The sequence below is a fragment of the Flavobacterium sp. genome, assembly GCF_044339515.1.
Classification (GTDB): Bacteria; Bacteroidota; Bacteroidia; order Flavobacteriales; family Flavobacteriaceae; genus Flavobacterium.
This window is the reverse complement of the sequence record NZ_JBIIVK010000049.1, coordinates 1-26772: the sequence shown is the minus strand read 5'-3', so window position 1 is coordinate 26772 and position 26772 is coordinate 1. Positions and strand designations below refer to the sequence as shown.

Annotated in this window: 16 protein-coding genes; 9 read left to right on the top strand and 7 right to left on the bottom strand. The window is 35.4% G+C overall.

The window, feature by feature from the left end:
- The first annotated feature begins 384 nt into the window (after nt 1–384).
- From ACIQ0M_RS12510 to ACIQ0M_RS12495, 4 genes are all read left to right on the top strand, one after another.
- A complete protein-coding gene (locus ACIQ0M_RS12510; RefSeq protein WP_396152737.1) occupies nt 385–789 on the top strand; it encodes an antibiotic biosynthesis monooxygenase family protein in 405 nt (134 codons plus the stop codon).
- On the top strand, nt 786–1232 hold the full coding sequence (locus ACIQ0M_RS12505; protein ID WP_396152735.1) for a DUF6194 family protein: 447 nt from the start codon (nt 786–788) through the stop codon (nt 1230–1232). The genes ACIQ0M_RS12510 and ACIQ0M_RS12505 overlap by 4 nt, the downstream gene beginning before the upstream one ends.
- Nucleotides 1229–2104, top strand: a complete 876-nt coding sequence (locus ACIQ0M_RS12500) for an RNA polymerase sigma factor (RefSeq protein ID WP_396152733.1) — start codon at nt 1229–1231, stop codon at nt 2102–2104. Before ACIQ0M_RS12505 ends, ACIQ0M_RS12500 begins: the two co-directional genes overlap by 4 nt.
- 95 nt (nt 2105–2199) lie before the next feature.
- Nucleotides 2200–2856 (top strand): hypothetical protein, encoded by a 657-nt coding sequence (locus ACIQ0M_RS12495; protein ID WP_396152731.1) that lies wholly within the window; start codon nt 2200–2202, stop codon nt 2854–2856.
- Between the two features lie 181 nt (nt 2857–3037).
- Here the strand turns inward: ACIQ0M_RS12495 and ACIQ0M_RS12490 are convergent, their stop codons facing one another.
- From ACIQ0M_RS12490 to argS, 5 genes are all read right to left on the bottom strand, one after another.
- A complete protein-coding gene (locus ACIQ0M_RS12490) occupies nt 3038–4408 on the bottom strand; it encodes an amidohydrolase family protein (RefSeq protein WP_396152729.1) in 1371 nt (456 codons plus the stop codon).
- Between the two features lie 140 nt (nt 4409–4548).
- A complete protein-coding gene (locus ACIQ0M_RS12485) occupies nt 4549–6063 on the bottom strand; it encodes an MBOAT family O-acyltransferase (protein WP_396152728.1) in 1515 nt (504 codons plus the stop codon).
- Entirely contained in the window at nt 6060–7466 is a 1407-nt protein-coding gene (locus ACIQ0M_RS12480) for a LysM peptidoglycan-binding domain-containing protein (RefSeq protein WP_396152726.1), read from the bottom strand. Before ACIQ0M_RS12480 ends, ACIQ0M_RS12485 begins: the two co-directional genes overlap by 4 nt.
- Nucleotides 7456–8928: a hypothetical protein gene (locus tag ACIQ0M_RS12475; protein ID WP_396152724.1), complete on the bottom strand. Its 1473-nt coding sequence runs from the start codon at nt 8926–8928 to the stop codon at nt 7456–7458. Before ACIQ0M_RS12475 ends, ACIQ0M_RS12480 begins: the two co-directional genes overlap by 11 nt.
- A 103-nt stretch (nt 8929–9031) precedes the next feature.
- Nucleotides 9032–10810 carry an arginine--tRNA ligase gene (argS, locus tag ACIQ0M_RS12470; RefSeq protein ID WP_396152722.1) on the bottom strand — a complete coding sequence of 593 codons (1779 nt, stop codon included), beginning with the start codon at nt 10808–10810 and terminating at the stop codon, nt 9032–9034.
- Nucleotides 10811–11068: 258 nt separating this feature from the next.
- Between argS and ACIQ0M_RS12465 the strand changes: the two genes are divergently transcribed.
- Together ACIQ0M_RS12465 and ACIQ0M_RS12460 are read left to right on the top strand one after the other, a co-directional pair.
- Nucleotides 11069–15661 (top strand): choice-of-anchor L domain-containing protein, encoded by a 4593-nt coding sequence (locus tag ACIQ0M_RS12465; RefSeq protein ID WP_396152720.1) that lies wholly within the window; start codon nt 11069–11071, stop codon nt 15659–15661.
- A gap of 191 nt (nt 15662–15852) precedes the next feature.
- Nucleotides 15853–18222, top strand: coding sequence for an outer membrane beta-barrel protein (locus ACIQ0M_RS12460; RefSeq protein WP_396152718.1), 2370 nt, complete (start codon nt 15853–15855; stop codon nt 18220–18222).
- Between the two features lie 144 nt (nt 18223–18366).
- Here ACIQ0M_RS12460 and ACIQ0M_RS12455 read toward each other — a convergent pair whose 3' ends face one another.
- Nucleotides 18367–19377 (bottom strand): 3-oxoacyl-ACP synthase III family protein, encoded by a 1011-nt coding sequence (locus ACIQ0M_RS12455; RefSeq protein ID WP_396152716.1) that lies wholly within the window; start codon nt 19375–19377, stop codon nt 18367–18369.
- A 188-nt stretch (nt 19378–19565) separates the two neighbouring features.
- On the opposite strand from ACIQ0M_RS12455, the gene ACIQ0M_RS12450 reads away from it, so the two are divergent.
- On the top strand, nt 19566–20195 hold the full coding sequence (locus ACIQ0M_RS12450; protein ID WP_396152714.1) for a hypothetical protein: 630 nt from the start codon (nt 19566–19568) through the stop codon (nt 20193–20195).
- A gap of 104 nt (nt 20196–20299) precedes the next feature.
- Complete coding sequence (locus ACIQ0M_RS12445; protein ID WP_396152713.1) at nt 20300–22699, top strand: prolyl oligopeptidase family serine peptidase; 2400 nt, start codon at nt 20300–20302, stop codon at nt 22697–22699.
- 130 nt (nt 22700–22829) lie between these two features.
- Here the strand turns inward: ACIQ0M_RS12445 and ACIQ0M_RS12440 are convergent, their stop codons facing one another.
- The gene (locus ACIQ0M_RS12440; RefSeq protein WP_396152711.1) at nt 22830–23762 is read right to left on the bottom strand and encodes an ABC transporter ATP-binding protein; all 933 of its coding nucleotides are present in this window, start codon (nt 23760–23762) and stop codon (nt 22830–22832) included.
- Between the two features lie 530 nt (nt 23763–24292).
- On the opposite strand from ACIQ0M_RS12440, the gene ACIQ0M_RS12435 reads away from it, so the two are divergent.
- A partial coding sequence (locus tag ACIQ0M_RS12435) for a carbohydrate binding domain-containing protein (protein WP_396152709.1) occupies nt 24293–26772 on the top strand: 2480 nt, incomplete at its 3' end.

The following is a 26772-nucleotide window of genomic DNA, read 5'->3' as shown; positions in this document are numbered from 1 at the left end:
AATGGCTTTGTCTAACAATCGGTAGAAATTATGCTCCGGAATCAAGTCCTGTAAATGAACTTGGTAGAGCATTTTTGGGGTGAGTTCTTTTTTTCCTTGCATGACTAAAATTACAAAAAGTGAATCTCTTTTGCAAGATTTTTTTGGTATATTTGGGGAGTTGTGCAACAAGCACAGCATATTTATGAAATGGCGGGTTTAGTGCTAAAAAGAAATTTTGTGCATCAAAGAAAGTTAAGTGCTAAACAGAAACATCGGTTTTCAAAAGCCGCCACTTCATAAATATGCAAAACGTTATCGGCAACCCTAAAAGACCGACACGACACAACTGTCACACTTGGACATTTTGAGTATCTAACTGTTAAATCATCTAATTTGACAAGAATGAAAAAGACAATTTTAACAGTAATGACCATTGCAAGTTTAACAGCTTGTAATCAATCAAAAACAGAAAATCAAAATGTTATGACAGAACAAAAACAGACAGTTGGACTGGTGGAGATTACCACTTTCAAACTAAACAATGGAGTTTCAAGTGCTGACTTTGTAAAATCGGCTGAACAGATGCAAGCCGACTTTCTGAAAAGACAGGAAGGCTTTATTAAACGAACACTTACACAATCGGGCGACACACTTTGGACTGACATTGTTTATTGGAAAAATAAAGAGAGCCACAGCCAAGCAATGCAACTTGCCGAAAAAACCGAAGCAGTAATTCCTTTTATGGAAAAAATTGATTTTAATTCAGTAAAAATGAATTTAACTAATCCTATGCTAAACAACGAATGACAGCAAAAGAATTAGAAAATTGGATTTTAACGAACTATCAGGAAATAATTGTAACAGACGCATACCGAGAACGTAGCTTTTTTTACAATCCTGATAGTTCGTTGCCCAAAGGCATTTATTTTACGACCATTAAGGAAAGCGATGGACCAAACGATAAGGCTTCAAACCTTAACCGAGACGGCATTTATAGACTAAGTGTTGGAATTGGAAAAAAGCATTATCAAAATTTGTTTGGCAATATTCCTACACGCCCAGCAAAAGGTGGTATCATAAATTATGACTTTGATTTCACCGAACTTGATGTCCTAATGCCTCACCCAATCTATGCTTGGCTGGGTTGGGTAGCTATTAACAACCCAACAGCAAACAACACAGATACTGTAAAACATCTTTTAGATATTTCCTATCAAAATGTTTTGCTTAAATTCAAAAAGAAAAAATGAAAAATCCATTTCATACATCATACAACGACAGAGACGATATAGAACTTATTACTTCAGCTAAGGACGGTTCTAAATCATCACTTGAAGCATTAGTTAAGAAACATCAACATTACATTTATAATGTTGCTTTGAAAATGACTTTAAGTCCATTTGATGCCGAAGACATTACGCAGGAAGTTTTAATTAAGGTCATAACAAACCTTGCAAACTTTAAAGGCGAAAGTAATTTTAGAACTTGGCTTTATCGAATTACTTTCAACCATTTCTTAAAAATGAAAAAGTATTGGTTGGAAGATTATGTAACATCGTTTTCAAAATACGGAGAAGAACTTGACCAGATGCAGGACACAGAACTTTCATTAATTGAAAAGTCAGAAATGAAAGAATTTATTGAAGATGCGAAAATTGGTTGTATGAGTGGTATGCTTCTCTGCCTTGACAGAGAGCAACGACTTGTTTACATACTTGGTGAAATATTCGGTATTGACCACACAATCGGTTCTGAGATGCTTGACATTTCCAAAGACAATTTCCGCCAAAGACTTTCAAGAGCAAGAAAAGACCTTTACCAATTTATGAATAACAAATGTGGGCTTATCAACAAATCAAATCCGTGTCGTTGCGACAAAAAAACAAAAGCATTTATTCAAGCAGGTTGGGTGGACAAGGAGAATTTAAAATTCAACACTTCATACTTAAAACGAATTTCAGAAGTAGCACCTAACAAGTCAAACGATTTAAATGACTTGACAGAAATTAAATATGCAGACCTTTTTAAAACTCAACCATTCCAAGAAAAGGAACACAGCAAAAAACTATTTGTAAACCTACTATCCGACAACAAAGTTAAGGACATCTTTAACCTGAACTGACAAGAAGGGCAGCCGATAACACGGGTAACCGTTGCACAACCCCTTCAAAAAACTAAATTTTCATTCTAATTGGAAAAAACAATTATTCGTATTTGTTGGATTCTATCAAAAAGCATATTAGCACCGACTTTTATTTTAAAAGCATTGACGAAATAGAAGTTAAGAAAATCAAAGAAGCATTAGATAAGGTCAAGAAAGCAAACAATACTGCTATATTGAAAGAGAATCAAAAGCTCAAAATAGACCTTTTAGAATCCTCCATCAATCATCAAAAAGCCAGAAAAAATCAAATCATTGAAGACATCATTATGTCGTATAATATCCGTGATGATTTATTCATCAACGATCGATTTTTACTTGGATTAAGGGTAAAACTTCCCTGGTTTGATTCAACCAATAAAAACAAAATCAATGAGTTACAGTTTGAAAAAAACACATTGGAACTAAACAGCCAACTGGTAAATGAAAATCTTGATGTTGAAATCAATAGAGTTTGTAAAGAATTTGAAATCACTTATAAAAACTATCAAACTATTTTACAACACAATAATGACTTGTCTTCCAATGAGGCTTATAATTTAATTCTAAATTCCGGTAAAGTGTCTATATTCGAAATCCTTGAATTGGAAAAACATAACCAAAGTATGGAAAAAGAGTTGAAGGATTACAAAGTAGTATTACTAAAATTATACTTGGAGTTTTTACTGTTAAATGGGCAGTTAGAGGAATTTAACCGCATTGTAAAAGGCTGATTATTTGGCTTTTGCAATGAGTGAAATTACACATACATTTTATACGGAAATGTATAATTTCTTAAAGAATTTAAGCGATTACCAATAGCATGATAGGCAATAAACAGAAATTTTTAAATTAACTGTTAGTCAGTTTAGAATTCACAATTGCTATGAAAAAAAAAGCTATTACCTTTTGTTATTAATTGCCTTCCAATGCAAATTTATTCTTTACCAACTGACCATCTTTTACAATTACCCAAAAGTTGTTTTCCGGTTCGGCAATCAAATCAATATTTTCCAATGGATTTCCCTCTACCAGAATCAAATCGGCCAACGCTCCAACTTCAATTACTCCAATTTTACCTTTATAAGGACTCCTGTTACCGGAAAGAGCTAATAAACGCCCATTGTCATATGTAACCATTTTTAAAATTTCAAAAGGTGTAAACCATTTTTTGAGCTTCATCAGATACTGGTTGCGTTCCTCATTTAACCACGGTTCAAAAAGGAAATCAGTTCCCCAAGCCAATTGTAGTTTCATTTTTTTGGCAAGTGGCCATAGGGATTCTTGTCCTTCTATCACAGGCTTTCGTTTTTCTCTTCGCAAAGGATCCATATCCGGAGTATCCTCAACGAGATTTTGAGTGCTCAACCAAACTTTGTTTTTCTTAATGAGTCGCATTGTTTTTTGGTCTAAAAGCTGTCCGTGCTCAATACATTTTACACCGGCTTTTATCGCACGCTCAATTGCTCTGGGTGTGTAGGCATGAACCGTAACATAGGTTCCCCAATCTTCTGCACTCTCCACAGCCGCTCGCATCTCGTCAAATGTATATTGTGTGACATCAACTGGGTCATAAGCAGAAGATGTTCCCCCGCCTGCCATCAGCTTAATTTGACTCGCTCCAAATCTTAAATTTTCACGCACTGCTGTCAGCACCTCATCACGACCGTCTGCAATAAAAGTAGCACCAAAGTTTTCAGCCCGAGAAATAGGCCCGAAAAAACGTCTCGAACGTTCCTCCGGAGTACGTAAATCACCATGACCGGCCGTTTGACTAATCATAGCACCCGAAGGCCAGATGCGAGGACCTTTAGCCACACCGTCATCAATGGCTTTTTTCAGATCAAAAATAGGCCCGCCCACATCGCGAACCGACGTAAACCCTTGCAAGAGCATCTTTTCTGATTCAACAAACACTTTTTGAAACAAATCTTCCGGCTTTACATCCGGCATCATCATGTCTCGCATGGTTAACGATCCAAAAACCATGTGCACATGCACATCAATCAACCCAGGAATAAGTGTTTTACCCTTACCATCAATCACCTTTGTTTTTGGCGGTACTTCTAATGGTGAACCCGAAATAACCGCAATTTGATTTCCTTTAATGAGTACCTGTTGGTCAACCAAAACTTTATTGGTTGAACCATTGAAAACCGCTACGTTTTGAAACAAAACCCCCTCATAAACTTCCTGTGTCCAAACAATACTGATAGAAAAAAACGAGAAAATCAGAGGCAAAAAAGCCTTATTAAAACGGAATTGAATTTCGTTAATATGTTTCATACTGTTGGTTATTTTACGATTAACTATGGTAGGCTTTTTCAAAGATAAGTATTATCTATTGAGTGTCCAAAAATCAAAAATGCTCTATGAGCCTCTCCGCCTTTTCGAATTTTTATTTTATAAAAACTTCTAAAAACCTTCTAAAACTGAAAATAAATAAACGGTTGCGGACCAGCTGAGGCTGTAGCATAAACTATCCAATACACAAAAGCCAATAGTACGGCTTTCCCAAGTAAAGGTGTGGAGTCAAATCCTTTTTGTAGTAATTTGATAAAATTGTTCGGGAGAAAATGCCACACAAAACCAATGGCAATTAATAAAAATACATTTTGGTAGCCCTGAGCAATAATCAACCACTGCTGAGGGTTAAAGGTGATGTTACCAATGTTTTTAATGATTTCAAAAGCCGTTTGAAAGTCTTTTGCTCTGAAAAACAACCAACAAAAAGCCACAAAATGAAACGTCAAAAAGATTTGAATCGTTCGAACAAAATAGTTTTTAGGTAACTTGATGAAACTGCCAAAAAATCGCTCTACTGCTAAAGCCAATCCGTGTAAAACGCCCCAAAACACAAACTTCCAGGAAGCACCGTGCCACAAACCACCTAAGAGCATCGTAAGAAACAAGTTGATATAGGTTCTAAATTTCCCGTTGCGGTTACCCCCCAACGAAATATATAAATAATCCCTCAACCAAGTAGAAAGTGAGATATGCCAACGCCGCCAAAATTCTGTTACCGAAGCCGATTTGTAGGGAGTTCTAAAATTGGGTGGTAACCAAAAGCCCATTAACAACGCCAACCCAATCGCCATGTCTGAATATCCTGAAAAGTCACAATAAATTTGAATCGCATAGCCATAGGAAGCCATTAAATTTTCAAATGACGAATAACTGTTGGGAGCGTCAAACACCCGATCGACAAAGTTGATGGAAATGTAATCGGAAATCACGGCCTTTTTCAACAAACCGCCAATAATCAAAAACAAAGCGGCATTGAATTCCTCTTTAGTCAAGTTTAACTTTTTATAAATCTGCGGAATAAAATCACTGGCACGCACAATCGGTCCCGCCACCAACTGAGGAAAGAACGAAACGAAAAACAAAAAGTCCATGAAGCTTTTGGTGGGCTCCAATTCCTTTCGGTACACATCAATCGTATAACTCAGGGTTTGAAAAGTATAAAAAGAAATCCCGACCGGAAGAATAATATCTTGAAACTCAAAATTTCTATCAAAAAGTAAATTGGTATTTTCAAGGAAGAAGTTGGTGTATTTAAAATAGCCCAATAATCCCAAATTCACCACTAAACTAACAATTAGATAGAACTTACGGTAGAAACTATTTTTTTCATCATAAATCAACTTGGCAATAACATAATCCAACACCGAGGAAAAAATAATCAGCAAAAAGAAAATGCCACTTGATTTATAATAGAAAAAAAGCGAAAACGCGACCACATAGGCAATCCTTAACCGATGTGTTTTTTGGGAAAGAATATAAAAAAAATAAAAAATAAGAAACAATCCCAAAAACAACGCACTGTTGAATAACAACGGTTTTTGTTGGTCAAATACAAACCAGTTTTGCACTTGCTCCCAAGTGATGGTTCCGATGTTTTGCTCAAGCCAATTATTGAAAGTAAAAAGCGGTATCACTTGCCTGTTTCGGTGTTATAATTTTGTAAAGCTTCTAAAAAAGCTTCGGTTAACAATTGTCCTTGTTTTTCGTAGCCGACCTTGGTGTAATGCACTTTATCGCCACCAATTAATCCTTCTTTTGCATTTTGATGGATACCAAACAATCCCCCAAAATTCGAAAATAAATCCCAAACCGCATAGTTCTTCAGTTCCGCTTGAGTCAGAATTTCTTTCGTATAATCCGCCACAAAGGTATTTGGAAATTTTCGTTTAAATTGCGATGGCGGTGGCGTTGTAATTAAAAAAGCAACCGAAGGATTTTGGTTTACAATGGTCTCCATCATCACACTCAATTGCAGGAAATAATCGGCAGTAACCAATTTATCAAAACTTTCATTGGTGCCTAACGATATAATCACCAAATCGGGAGTCAATGTTTTAAGCTGCTCAAAAAACAACGGAAACTTGTTGTAATCCGAACATTTAGCACCGTTTACACCAATCGTATGGTAAATAATTCCCGCGTTATTATTTTCTAACACCATTCCGTTTAAAGCAAAATCAGTTTGCTCAATAGCCGGAATTAAATAGATTTTATGTATGAGTGAATCGGATGCAAACGAATGAAAACCTTCTTCACGCATTGTCTCCAACGGAATAAATTCAGAACGTTCTACGACCCTTTTTTCCATTTGATCAGATGGAATTTTGAGTGTTTTTCCTGCTCTGATCTTATTATTTTTTAACCCATTCGCCGATTTGATGGATTTGATACTGACATTGTATTTATCCGCAATGACCGACAAACTCTCTCCGCTACGAATTTTATGCACGAATTTTTTCGGAATATCTGATTCTAATTTAATGATTTTAGAAGCCAAGGCCACGTCAAACATTTTTTGATTATTAGGTGTGAAAATTTTGAGTTTGGAAAAACCGCTTTCTTTGGTTTTCACATTCATTTCTACCGCAAAACCCTTGTTTTTAGTCCACAAAGCTATACCACTTAGCCCTACAGGATTACCATTATCCGCATAAATGTTTCGCTGACTTTCCCATGCTTCGTTAGAAGAAAACCGTATATCACCCGGTCCGTTTGTTTTGGCTAAACTATATGGAAAAACAAATCCACGACCACCGTCTCCAAACTGTTGTTGCAAATTTTGACGAAAATATCCTGAGAAAAAATCGGCTTGAATGTGCGAATCACCGATATGAACGATATTAATTTTCCCACTTTTATCCGCTTGGATTTTTTTAATCTTTTCAAAGATGGGGTGTAAGACTTTTTTATTTGTAATTTCGTTCACGGCAATAACAACCTCCGTGGTATCCACCTCAACGTACAAGGAATCGGTTTGAGCAAAAACACCCAAATGCACCAAACCAACCAATACAAAACAAAATAATTTATTGAGCATTCGCGGTAGTCGTTTTAGATGAAACGGAATCAACAGCCGCTTTATTGGGAATTATTTTTCTGGTTTTCCGCATTTCTTTGTATTGAGCATACCCGGATTGAATTTGTTCATAAAGCATACCGGCCACTTTTTGTGCTCCTTTGTAATTAAAATGTGTATAATCTTTGGCAGCCAATGCCGGAACTTCTTCTTCCACCCATTTGGTCATCGAACCTTCTCCTCCCATCGCTTCAAACAAATTGAAATAACCTGCTTTGGATTGCACCGCATATTTTCGTTGAGCCATCGTTAAGGGAACTACAGCAGAGTCGGTTTTCATTTCCAAATCATACTTGGTAGATTTGTCTGCGGTAGAAATTACTAAAACGGTTACACCCGGAAAACATTGTTTTAAATGATTGACCACACGAGTCATACTTCGTTCATACCAATCATAGTTGTAGGAACCATAATTCAGTACATTGGTTCCGTAATGCAAAATAATTAAATCATAGTCAAAACGTTCTTGAAACTCGTTCATCAATTTCACATTAAAAGTTGAAATCGGTAAACCGGAATTGCCACGGTTAGAAAAATTATCCACATGAACCCCTTTCCCATCATCAAAATTAAATCCGTAAATCGGAATTGAATCGGCTTTGTGAAAAGATGCTTTAAAACTTTTTAGGGCTGTATTGGAAATTGCTAACGTGTTCAGCAACTTATCCGGACTTAGTTTTTTAACAATAGTGTCTTTTCCGCTTTTAACGATAAGTTCTCCTTCTTGATTATCAGAATTTCCATAAAACAAAGTAGGATTATTCAATTGAGAGGTATGCACACCGTGACCGGCTTTGTAGTTCACCCATGGATTGGAAAGTGTATCATTCGCAAAAAACACATGACCGTTTACACCAAAGGGTTTGAGTGGTCGCTTGACATTAAGGTATGATTGTGTTTTCCAATTACCGGAATATTGGTGCGTAACAGAACTTCTTGAACCTGCAGATTCAGAAGTAATAGAAACAAAACCTACCCCTTTTCCGCCATACTGCGATTGAAGAGCGTTTCTAAAATCCTGTACAATTAAATCGCCATCCGTCATAGAATCGCCAAAATAAGCAATTCGGATATCCCCTTTTTGTTCCGTCTCCAACAAATATAATTTTTCGAAGAACGGAATTAAAAACTGAAACCCTTTGTATTGTTCGTACTCTTCAGGTGGAAAAGCGATGCCATCGATTTGTTCAAAAACAATTTTTTTTCTGCGGAAGGTATCAACTCCTTTTTCTGCTGTACTCTTGGTTTTTTCGTCCAAAGCTACTGCTTCCAACAAAATACTGTCGACCACCACATTTTTGGCGGAAGGTTTTGCTTCAGAAAAAATACGTTTCGGTAGTACTTCTTTGAAAAAAAGAAAGCACAACGCAGAAATGCAAATGACTACTAACGTTTGAAAAAAATAAGAAAATTTGTTGCCCACAGCGTCCAAAAAATAGAGTGCAAATGTATTAAATTCCTCTTTAAAACAAACAAAAAAGACAGCCTTTCTTTGACTGTCTTTTAAGATATAAATCTATGTAATTTTACATGCGTTCCGGCACTTCAATTCCTAATAAAGAGAACGCTGATTTTATGGTTTCGCCCACTTTTTTAGAGAGTTGAACTCGAAATTTTTTCAATTGCTCATCCGTTTCCGGTAAAATCGGTACCGTTTGATAAAACGAATTGTATTCTTTCACTAATTCATAGGTATAATTTGCAATTAAAGCCGGACTAAAGGATTGAGCTGCATTTTGAATGAGATCCGGATAGGATTCCAACAGTTTTATCAGTTCTTTTTCTTTCGGATGCAACGCTATTGTTACTATTTCTGTAGAAAAATCAAAGTCGGCTTTACGTAAAATCGATTGAATTCGAGCGTAGGTATATTGAATAAACGGACCTGTATTTCCGGCAAAATCCACTGACTCTTCCGGATTAAAAAGCATTGATTTTTTGGGGTCCACTTTCAACATAAAATACTTTAATGCTCCCAATCCGATGATTTTGTATAATCGTTGTTTTTCTTCATCGGAATAACCGTCTAATTTTCCTAGTTCTTCAGAAATTTTAGCCGCAGTTTCGGTCATTTCTACCATCAAATCATCAGCGTCCACGACAGTTCCTTCGCGGGATTTCATTTTTCCGGAAGGCAATTCCACCATTCCATACGATAAATGATATAAATTTTCTGCCCAATCGAAACCGAGCTTTTTCAAGATAAGAAACAATACTTTAAAGTGATAATCTTGTTCATTTCCAACGGTATAGACCATTCCGCCCACATCCGGGAAATCTTTGACACGTTGAATAGCGGTGCCGATATCTTGCGTCATATAAACGGCCGTTCCGTCTGAACGAAGTACAATTTTTCGGTCTAAACCGTCTTCGGTTAAATCAATCCACACTGAACCGTCCGGATCTTTTTCAAAAATTCCTTTCTCTAAACCGAATTGAACCACTTCTTTCCCTAACAAATACGTATTGGATTCGTAATAATAACTATCAAAATCGACTCCTAAATTTTTGTAGGTTTCATTAAAACCATCATACACCCATTGGTTCATGGTTTTCCAAAGTTCGATGACTTCGGGTTTACCGGCTTCCCAATCTAGGAGCATTTGTTGGGCTTCTTGAATAATGGGAGCATTTTTCTTTGCTTCGTCTTCCGTTTGACCTTTTCCGATTAATTCATTTATTTCGGATTTGTATTTTTTATCAAATGCCACATAATAATTCCCTACCAACTTATCTCCTTTCAAACCGGTTGATTCTGGAGTTTGTCCGTTTCCGAACTTTTGCCAAGCCAACATCGATTTGCAAATGTGAATGCCGCGATCGTTAATGATTTGGGTTTTATAGACTTTTTTGCCAGACGCTTTGATGATTTCGGCGACTGAAAAACCTAATAAATTATTTCGAACATGCCCTAAATGCAACGGTTTGTTTGTGTTTGGCGAAGAATATTCCACCATTACCGCTTTTTCAGCATTATTTTGAGAAACAAATCCAAAGGAAGCATCATTTTTTATTGACGAAAAGAATTGAATGTAATATTTATCGGCAATTACAATATTTAAAAAACCGGAAACCACATTGAACTTCTCAACTACAGCAACATGCTCGACTAAATAGGTTCCAATTTTGTTACCGATATCTGCCGGATTTCCTTTGATTAATTTTAATAGCGGAAAAATAACTACCGTAATATCACCTTCAAAATCCTTTCGGGTTGACTGAAATTCTATTTTTTCGATTTCAATTTCAAATACTTGAAGAATAGCTTTTTGAATTGAGGAGTGTAAAATATTTTCTAAGTTCATTTTAATCTTTTAATGGGACAAAGATAATTTTAAATTCTAAAAATTTTTGATGCATCTCATTATTTGTCCTAGGGTTTTTTAATATTCACCTGTTTTAGTAATGAAAAAGTTAATTTAGAATTATTTTTTGTAAGTATTTTATATTGTATACATTTATTTTAATGCATTTCATCGATTTTATTTGCATTTAATCGATATATATCATTTTATTTGCAGAGTCAAAATTCAACTTATTCTTGTTCACCCAAATTTAAAAACATGAAAACGAAATTACTTTATTTACTGTTGCTAATTCCTTTAGTAGGCTTTTCTCAATCCATTACAGTAAACACAACGACTTACACTGTCCCAGAATTAGTTTCAAACGTACTTGTTAATTCACCCTGTTTATCGGTGACCAATGTCAATTGGAGTACAGGTTCAAATTTTGGATCTTCAAATGGAATTGGCTATTTCGAGAATACCAATCCCAATTTTCCTATGCAAAGTGGTGTAATATTAAGTACAGGAAATGTGTCAAACGCACCCGGACCAAACAACACCATGTTGAATGATGGGTTGAACACGTGGCCTGGAGATGATGATTTGGAATCGATTTTGGCTGATGCCGGAATATCGATGACGTCTATCAATGCCACGGTATTAGAATTTAATTTTACAGCATTATCGCCTTATTTTGATTTTGATTTCTTATTTGCCTCAGAGGAATATGGAAATTTCCAATGTCAATTTTCAGATGCTTTTGCTTTTTTATTGACAAATTTAAATACAGGAGTAACTACAAACTTAGCTGTTGTGCCGGGAACAAATACACCGATATCGGTGGTTACAGTGAGAGACTTTTTGTACAATTCGGCATGTCCGTCTGTAAATTCAGAATTTTTCGGCTCGTTTAACGGTGGAGCGAATGCAGGTTTATCCCCAATAAACTTTAATGGTCAAACTGTAGTGATGAATGCTTCGGCAGTTTTAACCCCTAATACACCTTACAAAATTAAGCTAGTTGTTGCAGACAGAATTGACCCTCAATCTGATTCTGCTATCTTTTTATCAGCTAACAGCTTCAACATTGGACAAAATGTACTAGGAACTGACTTAACTGTGACCGACAATACGGCATTGTGCGATGGTGAATCATACACAATCAATAGTGGTTTAAATTCAAGCGAATACACTTTTGTATGGAAACGTAATGGCGTTGTTTTACCTTCAGAAACTGGTTCTAGTTTAACAGTTACACAATCCGGAACCTATGAACTAACTTATATCAATAATGCATTTCCTTGTCAAACTGTGGTAGATTCAATAGTAGTAGAATTTAATGGTGTTTTTAGCACTCCTAACCCTATTGATATTTTAAAATGCGATACGGGAGCCTCTTCCTATCCGTTTAATTTAGCAATTAACACTCCAATTGTTACTGCAGGTTTACATCCAAATACAGTGGTTTCATACCATTCGTCAGAAGCTCAAGCCAATTCGAATACTAATCCGTTGGCTAATGTAATAAATAGCACCGGTAATCAAACCATTTATGTACGAATTAAAAAACACGACGGAGATTGTTATGTGGTTAAATCATTTCAACTTTTGGTTACCGATCCACCAATTGCAAATCAAATTGATGATATACTATCTTGTGAACATCTCACTTTAGAAGATAGATCATGGTTTGTTTTTAATCAAACAATTACGAATAGTGTCTTGGGTGATCAAAATCCATCAAACTTTATCGTTGGATATTATAGAACTTTAGAACATGCAACAAATTCAACAAACGTTATCGGTAATAATCAGTTATTTACTCCGTCAACTACAATTTATGTTCGTGTTCAAAATGCAACAGACCCAACCTGTTTTTCAATTGCTCCGATCAACCTAGTTGTTCAACAACTTCCTGAGGTAGATAGTTTTGAAGATGTAATCGTTTGTGTTAGCTATACATTACAGGAAATTACAAATGGGCAATATTATACAGGTCCGAATGGAACAGGAGAAGAAAAATTTGCCGGTGATGTAATCACAGAAACCCAACGAATTTATATTTACAATACTTTACCAACTGAACCTTCTTGCCCAAATCAGAGCAGCTTTTTAGTTACAATTATCAACCCTGATGATATATCGATTGGTGGTGGAGAATATTGTAATAGCTACACTTTACCAGAATTAACCTTTGGACAATATTTTACAGGTGAAAATGGAAGTGGAACAGAACTTTTCCCTGGAATGGCCCTTACAACATCACAAATTGTTCATTTTTATTATTTATCAACAGAACCGCCTTTTTGTGCAATTGATTTAGGATTTGAAATCGAAGTTATTCCAGCTCCTGAAGTTGATTCTTTGCCAACTGTTTTTGATTGTACGTCATACACGCTCCCTACTTTATCGAACGGAACATATTATGATGCTGCCAATGGATTGGGTAATATTATTACTCCGGGAACTGCAATCACTGAGACACAAACAATCTATATTTACGCTGCAAACGGAATTTGTACCAATCAATCGAGTTTTACAGTATACATTGGATTAGAAGCACCCACTTCAACAACAGAATGTGTTAGTTTCACATTACCATCTTTAGCGATTGGAGGTTATTTTACTGAACCAAATGGAGGTGGTCAACAAATTCCGGCCGGAACCGTAATCAACTCAACACAAACTATTTATGTGTATGCTCAAAGTCAATCCTCTCCAAATTGTACAGATAACTTAAACTTTACAGTAACCATCTCTTTGCCGGTTATTGAAACTCCGGATGTTACATCAGCTTGCGAGGTTTATACTTTACCTTCAATAGCATTAGGAAACTATTTTACAGGACCAAACGGAACCGGTACACCAATGTTCCCTGGAACAGAATTAACATCATCACAAACAGTTTATATCTATCTTAATGATGGTTTGGAATGTCAGAACTCAGTGAGTTTTGAAGTAACCGTTCTATCCCCTCCGAAAATTGATTCGAGATCAGACATTGACGGGTGTAATAATTATGTTCTAACTGACTTAACTTTAGGTAACTATTTTACAGGTCCAAATGGAACCGGTACAATGCTTGAAGGAGGCCATGTGATTACAACTTCTCAAGTAATTTATATTTATGCAGAACAAAATGGTTGTACAGCGGAAACAAGTTTTCAAATCAATGTATTTGAAATTCAGGCAGATTCTTTAGCCGATGTACAAGTTTGTGATAGTTTTACTTTACCAACTTTAACACCCGGTAATCTATACTATACTGCTATTGATGGGCCTAACGGATTCGGAACTCTATTAGCTCCTGGAACACCAATTACATCAACACAAACTATTTATATCTATAAAGAAAATCAAATTCGTCCTGCCTTTTCTTGTATTGATCAAACTTCATTTACGGTTACTGTTTATGAAACACCGGATATTGCACCAATTGCCAATGTAAATGTTTGTAATTCTTTCGTGTTACCGCCCCTTTCTATTGGAAATTATTTCACTGAACCAAATGGTGGAGGCACGCAACTCGCAGTAGGAACAGAATTAACTGTCTCTCAAACACTATACGTGTATGCTGAAACAGGAACTAATCCAAATTGTTTCGACCAGAAAACATTTACAGTTACAATTTTTAACGTGGATGAAGTAGATGATGTAACTATTTGTTCAAGCTATGAACTTCCAACCTTAACAACAGGAAGATTTTACAATGGTCCGAATGGAACAGGTGGTCAATTGGCTTTTGGTAGTTCAATTACAACTTCTCAAACGGTTTATATCTATGCTCAATCCGGATTTTCTCCCAATTGCTCTGATGAGACTTCTTTCGAAGTAACCATTATACCTACTCCAGTTGCAAATGCTGTCCCCGCTATAAACAGAACAGTTTGTGATGAGGACGGTACAAATGACGGAGTAACTAGTTTTGATTTGAATAGCCTAAACAGTATCGTTTTAGGAACTCAAACGGGCACAGAATTTACCGTTGATTATTATCCAACATTGGCTGATGCAACTGCAGGAACAAATTCAATCACAGATTCAACCTTGTCAACAGTATATGTTCGAGTTAACAACACGCTTGCTCCGAATTGTTTTGATATACTTCCAATCACGTTTATCGTACACAAAATTCCGGAACCAACTCCGGTAGATGGTATAGTTTGTGTGGAAAGTGAAAGTGGTAATTTATTAAACCCATTCACAATAGTAAGTGGATTATCCTCTTCCACACACACTTTCGAGTGGTATTTAGATACTACATTAATTGACGGTGCTACAGGAAGCACACTTCAAGTTACCGAACCTGGAATCTATAGTGTAATAGCGACCAGCAATGCTACAGGCTGTTCCTCTGAACCTACTGAAGTATCTGTTATTGCTTCAGAACCAGCTGCCATTGGTTTTACTGTAAGTATGGCGTTTAGTTCAACTAATTCCATTACCATTAATGCAACCGGTGTGGGAGGAAATTATGAATATTCGTTAGACGGTGGTCCGTTTCAAGATAGCCCCACGTTTGATAATGTTGCCTCAGGAATTCACATTGTAACCGTAAGAGATAAAAATGGTTGTGGAAGTGTTACCGATGAAGTTATGGTCGTAAATTATCCTAAATTCTTTACACCAAACGGAGATGGTCATAATGAAACATGGAACATTGTTGATTTAGAAGAACAGCTTAATGCAGTGATTTACATCTACGATCGCTATGGTAAATTACTGTCTCAAATCTACCCTTCTAAAAATGGTTGGGATGGATACTATAACGGTGTTGCTATGCCATCATCTGACTACTGGTTTACAGTAACTTATGAAGAAAATAATCAAACTAAAGAGTTTAAATCTCACTTTTCATTAAAGAGATAGTTTTATATTGTTTTGTTGTTTAGAAAATTAGACCCTCCACGTGAGGGTCTTTTTTTTGTTAAATAATGTAACAAAATATTCCTTTAACAGTCTATTAATAAAAAGGCATAAACGTTTGTTAAAATTTTACAATACATAGTACTTTGTATTGCATAATAATAAAAACCGAATACCTTTGTATCATCAATCAAATGAGAATCAAAGTTACCCTTGTGTTGCTTTTATGTGCCTTTTCATCACTATTTGCACAAACAGCAACCGTAAATGGAAAAGTTTTAGACAAATCCAACAACTCCCCTATCCCCTATGCAACTCTTGTGATAAAAATGGGCGATAAAATTATTTCAGGTGGAATTACCGATGAAAAAGGTGAATTTACTATCGACAAAATCGCTTTGGGAAATTATGATTTTGAAGCCCAATTTATCGGCTATACCTCGCATTCAGCAAAAATAAATGTCACCTCAAAAAATTTAAATGTAGGCACTATTTATTTATCCGAAGATGCGATGTCACTTGCCGAAGTAGAAGTTGTGGGAGAACGAACCACTATTGAACAAAAGATAGATAGGAAAGTGGTAAATGTTGGTCCCGACTTAATTAATGCTGGTCCAACAGCATCTGATATTTTAAACAACATTCCGTCAGTGAGTGTTGATCCTCAAAACAATTCGGTCACTTTGCGGGGAAATCCGAATGTGCAGATTTTTATCGATGGTAAACCGTCACAAATGTCAGCTTCACAAGCTTTACAACAAATTCCTTCCACATCGATTAAACAAATTGAGTTGATCACAAATCCTTCTGCAAAATATAATCCGGAGGGAATGAGTGGAATTATCAATATCATTTTGAAGAAAAATTCTAATTTAGGTTTTAACGGAAGCATTAACGCCGGAACGAATTTTGGGGTTACGCCAAAAGCAAACGCTTCTTTGGATTTGAATTACCGTGTAAACAAATTTAATTTTTATACCACTTATTCACTAAATCATGGAAAATGGAATAACAAAGGCTTTTTAAACACCACCGATATAGTGGATACAGATAATTCAAATCGCTCTGATTTCATTATCAACAATTTTAATAAAAATCATTTTATAAAGGCTGGAGTTGATTTTTATATCAATGAAAAAAATACACTTTCATTCTTCACCAATCAGAACATCAATGATACAGAAGGTGAATTTTATAACCGTATTGATTATTTCTCCGGAGTTAATTCAAGTATCGTTCAAAACAACTTAGCATTAGTTGAAAGTAGAAATGAAGTTTATAATTTAGGTTATAAATATGAATTTGAAAAACCCCAAAAAACTTTCGACGTAGAAATCAATTACAACCGCAACGACAGACCGGAAGACAGTGTGTTTTTGGATGGCGATAACAATTTGTTGCAAACCAATCAAATTGAAACATTAGGCGAAAATGTGATTGTAAATGTTGATTTTGTTAATCCAATCAATGAAAAAACCAAACTAGAACTAGGATTAGAAAGCCGTTTTGATGGAACAGATAACACCTTTGACCGAGATTTCACCTATTTCTCTGATTTTGATTACAAAAGAAATATTCAGAGTGCTTATGCCAATTTAGGCAAACAAATGGAAAAATGGAGTTATCAAGTGGGAATGCGTTTGGAGAGTTTTCAAGTAGAAGCCAATTTCAGAAGAATTGGTGAAAACGCAGGACAATTTAAAGATGATATTTTCACCGTTTATCCTTCTGCCTTTTTATCTTATGTTCCGTCCGAAAAAAATACGTTTAACTTAAGTTATTCCAGAAGAGTGGATCGCCCAAATCTTGGACAAGTTAATCCAATTAGAAATTGGAGTAGCCCGACTATCGATCAGGAAGGAAATCCAAATTTAGAACCACAATTTACTAACTCGGTAGAATTGAATTATACGCGTGTTACCAAAATTGGAGCCATTACATCCGGTGTGTTTTTTAGATATATTAACGACCCTATTAATCAGGTATTTATTCAAAGTCCATATGACCCCAACAAAAAGTTAATGACTTTTGACAATTTTGAAAGTACCACAGAATATGGTATTGAAGCCTCCGGAAATTTAAACCTAAAAAAATGGTGGAGTGTAAATTATGGTGCGGATGTGTATTTTCGAAATGCAACCGGTGTAGTGGAAGATATAAATCAAGATTTAGTTGAAAAAACTGTTTTATCCGTTCCTTTTAATGCCCGAATGAATCATAACTTTAAAGCGAGTAAAAAAGTAAACATCACTTGGTTCACCATGTACAGAGCAGGAATAGAAGACATTCAATTTAGCAATAAAGAAATGTGGCGTACAGATTTGGCAGCAAGATACAGCATCTTCAAAGACCAAGGTTCTATAAGTATTCGCGTTAATGATATTTTCAACACGATGAGAGCTCGTTTTTATGGTGAAAATCCGGACATAACGACCGGTCAGTTTAGATGGGAAAGCCGTATGGTGAATGTGAATTTCAATTACCGCTTTGGTGCAGGAAAAAACAGAGCATTACAACGTAAACAACGCGATCAAAACGAAACCCAAGGTGGTGGATTATTTTAAAATTTAAAAATGGTTCTTTATATTTTGCTTTAGTTAATCAAAAACCCGAAGTAGTACTATAACACTTCGGGTTTTGTATTGTATTTAGTATTAATAGTTAAGTTTAAAAATTTCGTTACCCAAACTCCAAAAAGGCAGTAAAAATTACCAACGTATAATCACACTTCCCCAGGTGAAACCGCTACCAAAAGCAGCTAATACAATCAAATCGCCTGATTTAATTTTTCCTTGTTCCCAAGCTTCAGTCAAGGCAATGGGAATAGAAGCAGCTGTAGTATTTCCGTATTTTTGAATATTGTTAAACACTTGCTCGTCGGTCAGTTTAAATTTTTGTTGAATAAATTGTGAAATACGTAAATTTGCTTGATGCGGAATTAACATATCGATATCAGATACATCAAGGTTATTAGCCTGTAAACCTTCATTAATTACTTCACTAAAGCGAACCACTGCATGTTTGAATACATATTGTCCATTCATGTACGGAAAAAAACTTTCGTCATTTGGGTCATTATCTTTAATAATGTCAGTCACCCATCGTTTGCCCATTCCTGGTGCGATAACCGCTAATTCTTCGGCATGTTGTCCTTCGGAGTGAAGGTGTGTGGAGAGAATTCCTTTACTTGTATCTTCCTCTCTAGAAATTACAGCTGCTCCGGCACCATCGCCAAAAATTACAGAAACTCCCCTACCTCTAGTCGTCATGTCTAAACCATAGGAATGTAACTCAGAACCAATGATTAAAATATTTTTATACATGCCTGTTTTAATGTATTGATCGGCAATAGAAAGAGCATATACAAATCCCGAACATTGATTTCTAATATCTAAGGCACCGACTGTTCGTAAACCTAATTCCTTTTGCACCAAAACACCGGGACCAGGAAAATAATAATCGGGACTCAATGTTGCAAAAACCACAAAATCGATTTCCTCATTCGATAAACCGGAACGTTCAATGGCTACTTTGGCTGCTTTTACACCCATCGAAGTGGTCGTGTTTCCATCTCCTTTTTGCACATGTCGACGTTCTTTAATTCCGGTTCGCTCTTGAATCCATTCGTCGTTAGTGTCTATAATTTTCGATAAATCGTCATTAGTCACCACATTTTCAGGAACATAAAACCCTAATCCGGAAATTTTTGAATGATACATAATCTGCTGTTTTAATAAAATTAGTCTAACAAATTTAGCAATCTTTTAAAAACAGCAGACATTGTTAACGTTTTTTTTATAAGTTGATAAAAAACAAACCGTTTTATTTGGCATTATTGTTGTGTTATGTTTTTTAAAATTAGGTTTTTATTAAGATACTAATTTGTTAAAAACTGTATATTTGGTGTATGAAATATTTCCTTTCCATCGTAGCAATTGTCTGTTTTTCCCTTGTGGGAAATGCACAATTTGATACAGGGAGCAAATCGATTTCTCCCAATGGAAATTTTGGTATTACACCAAGTTCGTCCGGTACTTCCATTTTTTCTCCTAAAGAAAAAGAGGAGAAAAAATCAGACAATTATAACGCTCCATTTCGCAAAGAAAAAGAAATTGACTTGACTAAAAATTATGGTTTTGTGAAACCTGAATTCAATCTTCAACCTAATTTAAATGGTGAAAACGAAATGATGGAAGAATTCAAACGCGGTAAACATTATGGTAGTTTTATCAGTAAATCAAAATTTGTCAAAGTTTTATGTCGTGATCACCAAGCCATTGATGGAGACCGTGTAAGCATCATCTTGAATGACAAAGTGGTGGAAGCTAATATTTTTTTGGATGGGGAATTTTCTGTTTACTACATTGAATTAGCACCCGGATTCAACAATTTAGAATTTGTTGCGTTAAACCAAGGAGATTCCGGCCCAAACACCGCTCAGTTTGCAGTATTGGATGAATTTGATGCGACTATCATGTCAAATATCTGGAATTTAGCTACCGGAGCAAAAGCCAGCATGAGTATTTTCAGAGAATAATATTCAATCTAATTCCTCCCTTTTCTTTATTTTAACAGATTTTTTAGAAGTTTGCGTTTTAATAGTCTTATTTTAGTTGCACTAATAAATCAATCAAAAACTTTATGAAATTTAAATTTTTACTTCTACTATTGGTAGGCTTTTTCGGTTTTTCCCAAGAGAATCTATCGTATCAAAAACCACCGAAAGAAATTTTGGAATTGGCCGATTATGAGAGAGCACCATCAGTCAATATGGATAGCAAAAAGGAATATATGTTGTTATCCTACCGCAGCACATACAAAACGTTAGACGATTTAAGTCAAGAAGAAATGCGTCTGGGAGGACTTCGCATTAATCCGATTACCAACATCTCCAGCACTGTTACTTATATCACAAATTTGAAAGTGAGAAAAGTAGCCGAAAAAAATGAAGTACAAGTGAAAGGTTTACCGGAAAACCCAAGAATTAGTAACCTTGGAATGTCACCCAATGAGAAGAAACTTTCTTTTTCAAACACAACCAATACCGGAGTAGAACTTTGGGTTTTAGATATTGCAACAGCTCAAGCTACCAAATTAACGGATGCTACCGTAAACGCCAACATGGGAAATCCTTTTAGTTGGTTTGATGACCAAACGATTTTAGTAAAAATGTTGGTAAAAAATCGTCCGGCTCTTATCGATCAAAAGAAAGATTTACCGACCGGACCTATTGTTTCTTCAGGAGATGGAAGTGTTTCACAGAACAGAACCTACCAGGATTTACTAAAAAATCCGTTGGACGAACAGAATTTTGAAACCTTAGTTACTTCCGAATTATACAAAGTTACTTTAGACGGAAAGGCAGAATTGTTTAAAAAAGCAGATATGTATGCCGGTGAGAGCATTTCTCCTGACGGTAATTTTGTGATGATTACCACCCTTCAAAAACCTTTTTCATACATCGTTCCGTTAAGTCGCTTTCCTCAAAAATCAGTGGTATATGATAAGTCGGGTAAGGAAGTTAAAGTAGTAAATGAAGTTCCACTGACAGAGGTAATGCCAAAGGGTTTTTCTTCGGTTAGAAAAGGAAAAAGAAGTATGGGTTGGAGAGCAGATAAAGCCGCGACACTTTCATATGTTGAAGCTTTAGACGAGGGCGACCAAGCCAATAAAGTTGATTTTAGAGATGAAGTATTTTTATGGGATGCTCCTTTTAATAATAATCCAACTTCTTTAGTAAAAACACAACAACGTTTTGCCGGAATAACCTGGGGAGATGACAAAACAGCCATCGTAATGGATCAATGGTACGACACACGAAATATGAAGACCTATTTGATTAACCCATCAAATCCGGCACAAGCACCAAAAGTGATTTCCGACAGAAATTACCAAGATATTTATTCCGATCCGGGGAATTTTGAAACAAAGAAAAATCAATATGGGAAGTTTGTTTTAACGTTAGACAATGACAAAGCTTATTTAGTTGGCGACGGATTCACCAAAGAAGGTCAATTTCCTTTTATAGATGAATTTAATTTAAGCACGTTAAAAACAAAACGTTTGTATCAATCGACCTACAAAGACAAAAAAGAAGATATCATGTCGTTGGAAGATGTTAAAAAAGGTGAAGCTTTAGTAATGATTCAATCGAAAAATGAATACCCGAATTATTACTACAGGAATTTTAAATCAAAAGGAAAATTAACGCAATTAACCGATTTTAAAAACCCGTTTGAGAGTATAAAAAACGTACACAAAGAAGTGATTAAATACAAACGAAAAGACGGCGTTGAATTATCGGGAACATTATATCTTCCTGTTGGTTACGACAAATCGAAAAAAGAAAAAAAACCACTTTTAATTTGGGCTTATCCTGCCGAATACAAAGACAAAAATTCGGCCGGGCAAAGTGATAAAAACCCAAATGAATTTACATTTCCATACTATGGTTCATTTGTTTATTGGGTAACGCGAGGCTATGTGGTTTTGGATGATGCTTCATTTCCAATTATTGGCGAAGGTTCAACTGAACCAAACGATACATTTATTGAACAATTGGTTGCTAATGCCGAAGCTGCTATTGATGCTGTAGATCAATTAGGCTACATCGATAGAAAAAAAGTTGCCGTTGGCGGACACTCTTATGGTGCTTTTATGACTGCAAATTTACTCACTCATTCGAACTTATTTGCCTGTGGAATTGCAAGAAGTGGTGCCTATAACAGAACGTTAACTCCATTTGGGTTCCAGAGTGAACAACGCAATTACTGGGATATTCCTGAAGTGTATAATACCATGTCGCCTTTCATGAATGCTCACAAAATGAAAACGCCTTTATTGTTAACACACGGTGAAGCCGATAACAATCCGGGGACATTTACTCTACAAACCGAACGTTATTTCCAAGCATTAAAAAACTTAGGTGCTCCGGTTAGAATGGTAATTCTCCCAAAAGAAAGTCATAGTTATGTTGCTAAAGACAATATTTTGCATTTGTTGTGGGAACAAGATCAGTTTTTAGAGAAGTATTTGAAGTAGATTAGGAATTATTTCAAATTTCAGGTTGAGAAATACCGGCTCTGCGAACAACTTGAAACCTGAAACTTTATAATCCGGAAAAAGCTTCTAATAAAAAGAAAACAACCCTGAAGTTGAAAAATTTCGGGGTTTATTTTTTTGTTAAACACACAACTTTCTCAGGCTGAATAAAAATTTCATTTTCAAAATATAAAATTCCACCTGGAAAAGTAGCTTCAATTAAATAAAAATTTCCTTTAAAAAAAGTATTTGTAACAGTAACTTTTAGATTTGATTCCTGTATAATTTTTAACTGATGTGGATATAAAAGCAATGTTTCAATTTGATTAAAATAGTGACCCGGAATTTCGTTTACATCCCCAAATAGCGAGGCTATGTATTTTGTATTGGGATTTTGAAATAATTCTTTGGTTGAATTTTGTGCTACTGTTTTTCCATTTTGCATCACAATTACGTCATCAGCAAAAGAAAGTACATCAGTACTGTCATGTGTAGCCACCAAGGTGGTTATGTTCTTGGATTTTAAATATGAAAATAATTTTCTACGCAAACTGTTTTTTCTAAAATTATCGATGTGGCTAAAAGGTTCATCAAGCAACAATACCTCAGGTTCCAAAGCCAAAACCCTCGCCAAGGCAACTCGTTGCATTTGTCCACCACTTAAATATTTTGCTTTGATATCAGCAAACTCCGTCATTTCAACAATGGTAAGCAATTCGGTAATGCGTTGTTTTTTTTGTTCCGGATAAAAATTGGAAAGGTATTTACCAACATTTTCTGCAACAGTTATAAATGGCATTAAATCGAAATCCTGTGCTAAATATTTCATGTATGGCATTCCGGGTATTAGATTATATTTTGGACCTAACACTTCTTGATTTTTCCAAAATATTTGACCTTCATCCAAATCATATAGACCATAAATGAGTTTCAATAACGTACTTTTACCACATCCACTTTCCCCTATAATAGCTAAATTTTTTCCTTCTGGAATTGTAAAATTAACTTGTTTGATGTCCTTTTTTGCGTTGTACGAAAAAGAAATTTTTTTGATTTGTAACATGTAATTGAAAAGACTTGTGACCTCAAAATTAAGCTAAGTTTATTGAAAATATGTTTTTTTCAATAAAAAAAGAGATATTAACATTAAACTACTCATTTTATAAAAATGCAAACATTTTATTTTATTATATCCTCAAAAAAATAGAGTATAAACCTATATTTTATCAATTTTTTATTTAAAAAAATGTTGAATATAAATTTATTAATTCAATAATTAAAGTTGTCAATCATTAAAAAAAGCACAATTTTTTCACATAAAAAAAGTACACTAAGTAATATCTTACTATTTTAAAAAAAAGAAAAAAGCTACAAACACCAATACATTAACACAACATTTGAATAATAATGTCTTTCTTTTCAAAGTAAAGTCTATAAAATAAACAATTCTCTTAAGCCTTTAAATACAGCTATTACAACGAAAACTAAATCTACGAAAACGTTTTAATTGACTGTATAGTTTTTGTACAGTTACATAAAAATGATTGTTTGTGATATAAAATTAAATTTGAGTGTCAAAAAATCAATATTAAAATGAAAAAATTTACATTACTTATTATGTTATTCTTATCAGTGATAGGAATTTCGCAGAACTTACTCACCAATGGTGATTTTGAAAATGGAACAACAGGTTGGGTGTTTGGCCCTCCTGGAGTAGTTGCTTCAGGAGAAGCTTTCTACAGCACCGCAAACGCAGGGGGAAATCCTTGGGATACAGAGCTGAAACAGACAAACTTGTCGTTTACAGGATCTGCTTCCTATACGCTAACTTTTAAAGCTCGTGCAGCAGCAAACAGAAACATATCTGTAAATATCCAAAATACAAATATATGGAATGACCAATTCAGAAATAATGCTGTTGCTCTAACCACTACGATGACTACTTACAGTTATACTTTCAACGCTACATCTACAAATAATAATGCACAGCTTAATTTCCATATGGCTAATATGGGAGTCAACACAACTGCTGCAGTATATATCGATGATGTTGAACTTGTTCTAAACGAAGGTGGCGGTGGTGATACTCCTCCAGCACAACCTGTTGGATTTGTAGCAAATACTCCAACTTCTTCAAGTTTATTTTTGGCTGTAGGACCAAATAATGTTGGTGGTGAAATTGAATACCGATTATTTTATTCGCCAACAGCAACTGCTCCTGCGAATCCATTAACAGCAACTCAATATTCTTTTGGAAGTACTCCAGGCGATGGAAATGGTTTTAGTGCTTTTGGATTTACATTAACCGGTTTAGATTCGGCTACAAATTATACTTTATGGTTATATCAATATAATTCAACTACTGGATTATATTCTTCACCTAACTCAGTAACAGGAACAACTTTATCCGGAACTTTACTTCCACAACCTGTTGGTTTTGTTGCGGTTAGCCCGACGTCGTCAAGTATATTTTTGGCTGTTGGTCCAAATAATACAGGCGGAAATATAGTTTATAAACTGTTTTATTCTCCAACAGCTACAGCTCCTGCAAATCCGTTAACTGCCACAGAATATACATTTGGTTCAACTCCTGGTGATGCTAATGGTGCAAACGCTTTTGGATTTGCTCTTGGAGGACTTACTTCTCAAACAAATTATACTTTTTGGTTATATCAATATAATACTGTAACTCTGGCATACTCGCTTCCTGCTTCATCAACAAATACAACGTTATTTGCTCCAGCTCCTTTGGTGCCTCCAACAACGAATGCACCAGTGCCAACTCGTAATTCAGCTAACGTTGTTTCTGTCTACAGTAATACTTACAGCAATATTGCAACGAATTATGATCCAAATTGGGGACAATCAGGACATAATTTAGTGAACACCAATTTTGTTGCAGTTCCTGCTTCAGGTAATACTATTCTTCATTATCCAAATTTTAATTACCAAGGAACTCAACTTACTGCAACTAATTTGTCATCAATGGAATTTTTGCATGTTGATCTTTGGACAAATGCTGCTACTTCTAATGCTATAATTCAAGTAAGCCCTATTAACGCAGGCTCTGGACCTGCTGAAGTTTTAGTGACTATCAATCACGTTCAAGGACAATGGGTTAGTGTTGATATTCCTAAAAGTGCCTTTGGCGGTATGACATGGGATAACGTTTTTCAAATGAAATTTGCAGCAAATGGTCCTGGAAGTACAACTCCAATTGACATCTATTTAGATAATGTTTATTTTTGGAATAATCCGGGTGTAAGTACAGATGCGACTTTAAGTGATTTACAAGTAGATTTTGCACCTGTTGATGGATTTAATCCTTCTCAACTTTCTTACACTTACAACATACCTTTTGGTACAACCGAAATACCACAAATTACCGCAGCAACACCAAATAGTGGAGTTGCATCAGCAGTGATTACGCAAGCAACTGCTTTACCTGGAAGTGCAACTGTTGTTGTTACTGCAGAAGATGATTCTGTACAACTTACTTATACTGTTAATTTTTCTTTCCCTCCTCCTCCTGCTCAACCGGTTGGTTTTGTATCAATGAATCCAACCGCATCAAGTGCATTTTTAGCTTGTGGTCCAAATAATGTAGGTGGAAATATTGTGTATAGATTGTTTTATTCTCCAACTGCTACTGCACCTGTAGATCCTACAACTGCATCAGAATATAATTTTGGTGACACTCCAGGAGATGGAGGCGGAGCGGGTCCTTTTGGATTTAATATTCCCGGACTTACATCAAGTACAAACTACACTTTTTGGTTATATCAATATAATACAGAAACCAATCAATTTTCTTCACCAGGTACTGCTTCATTAACAACTTTATGTTTACCATTAGATTGGTATGCTGATGTTGATGGAGATGGATATGGAGTTGATTCGACATTAATCAATACTTGTAATTCTCCTGGTGAAACATATGTATTACTGGGCGGTGACTGCGATGACACCAACAATTTGGTTTACCCTGGAGCTATAGAAGTATGCTACGATGGTTTAGACAACGATTGTGATGGAACAATCGATAATGGATGTACACCAATTGTAACAGTAGT

What these genes read in the sequence shown, in the direction of transcription:
- ACIQ0M_RS12510 (WP_396152737.1), top strand. Translation starts at nt 385, where the DNA reads ATGAAAAAGACAATTTTAACAGTAATGACCATTGCAAGTTTAACAGCT.
- ACIQ0M_RS12505 (WP_396152735.1), top strand. Translation starts at nt 786, where the DNA reads ATGACAGCAAAAGAATTAGAAAATTGGATTTTAACGAACTATCAGGAA.
- ACIQ0M_RS12500 (WP_396152733.1), top strand. Translation starts at nt 1,229, where the DNA reads ATGAAAAATCCATTTCATACATCATACAACGACAGAGACGATATAGAA.
- ACIQ0M_RS12490 (WP_396152729.1), bottom strand. Translation starts at nt 4,408, where the DNA reads ATGAAACATATTAACGAAATTCAATTCCGTTTTAATAAGGCTTTTTTG.
- ACIQ0M_RS12480 (WP_396152726.1), bottom strand. Translation starts at nt 7,466, where the DNA reads ATGCTCAATAAATTATTTTGTTTTGTATTGGTTGGTTTGGTGCATTTG.
- argS (WP_396152722.1), bottom strand. Translation starts at nt 10,810, where the DNA reads ATGAACTTAGAAAATATTTTACACTCCTCAATTCAAAAAGCTATTCTT.
- ACIQ0M_RS12465 (WP_396152720.1), top strand. Translation starts at nt 11,069, where the DNA reads ATGAAAACGAAATTACTTTATTTACTGTTGCTAATTCCTTTAGTAGGC.
- ACIQ0M_RS12460 (WP_396152718.1), top strand. Translation starts at nt 15,853, where the DNA reads ATGAGAATCAAAGTTACCCTTGTGTTGCTTTTATGTGCCTTTTCATCA.
- ACIQ0M_RS12455 (WP_396152716.1), bottom strand. Translation starts at nt 19,377, where the DNA reads ATGTATCATTCAAAAATTTCCGGATTAGGGTTTTATGTTCCTGAAAAT.
- ACIQ0M_RS12450 (WP_396152714.1), top strand. Translation starts at nt 19,566, where the DNA reads ATGAAATATTTCCTTTCCATCGTAGCAATTGTCTGTTTTTCCCTTGTG.
- ACIQ0M_RS12445 (WP_396152713.1), top strand. Translation starts at nt 20,300, where the DNA reads ATGAAATTTAAATTTTTACTTCTACTATTGGTAGGCTTTTTCGGTTTT.
- ACIQ0M_RS12440 (WP_396152711.1), bottom strand. Translation starts at nt 23,762, where the DNA reads ATGTTACAAATCAAAAAAATTTCTTTTTCGTACAACGCAAAAAAGGAC.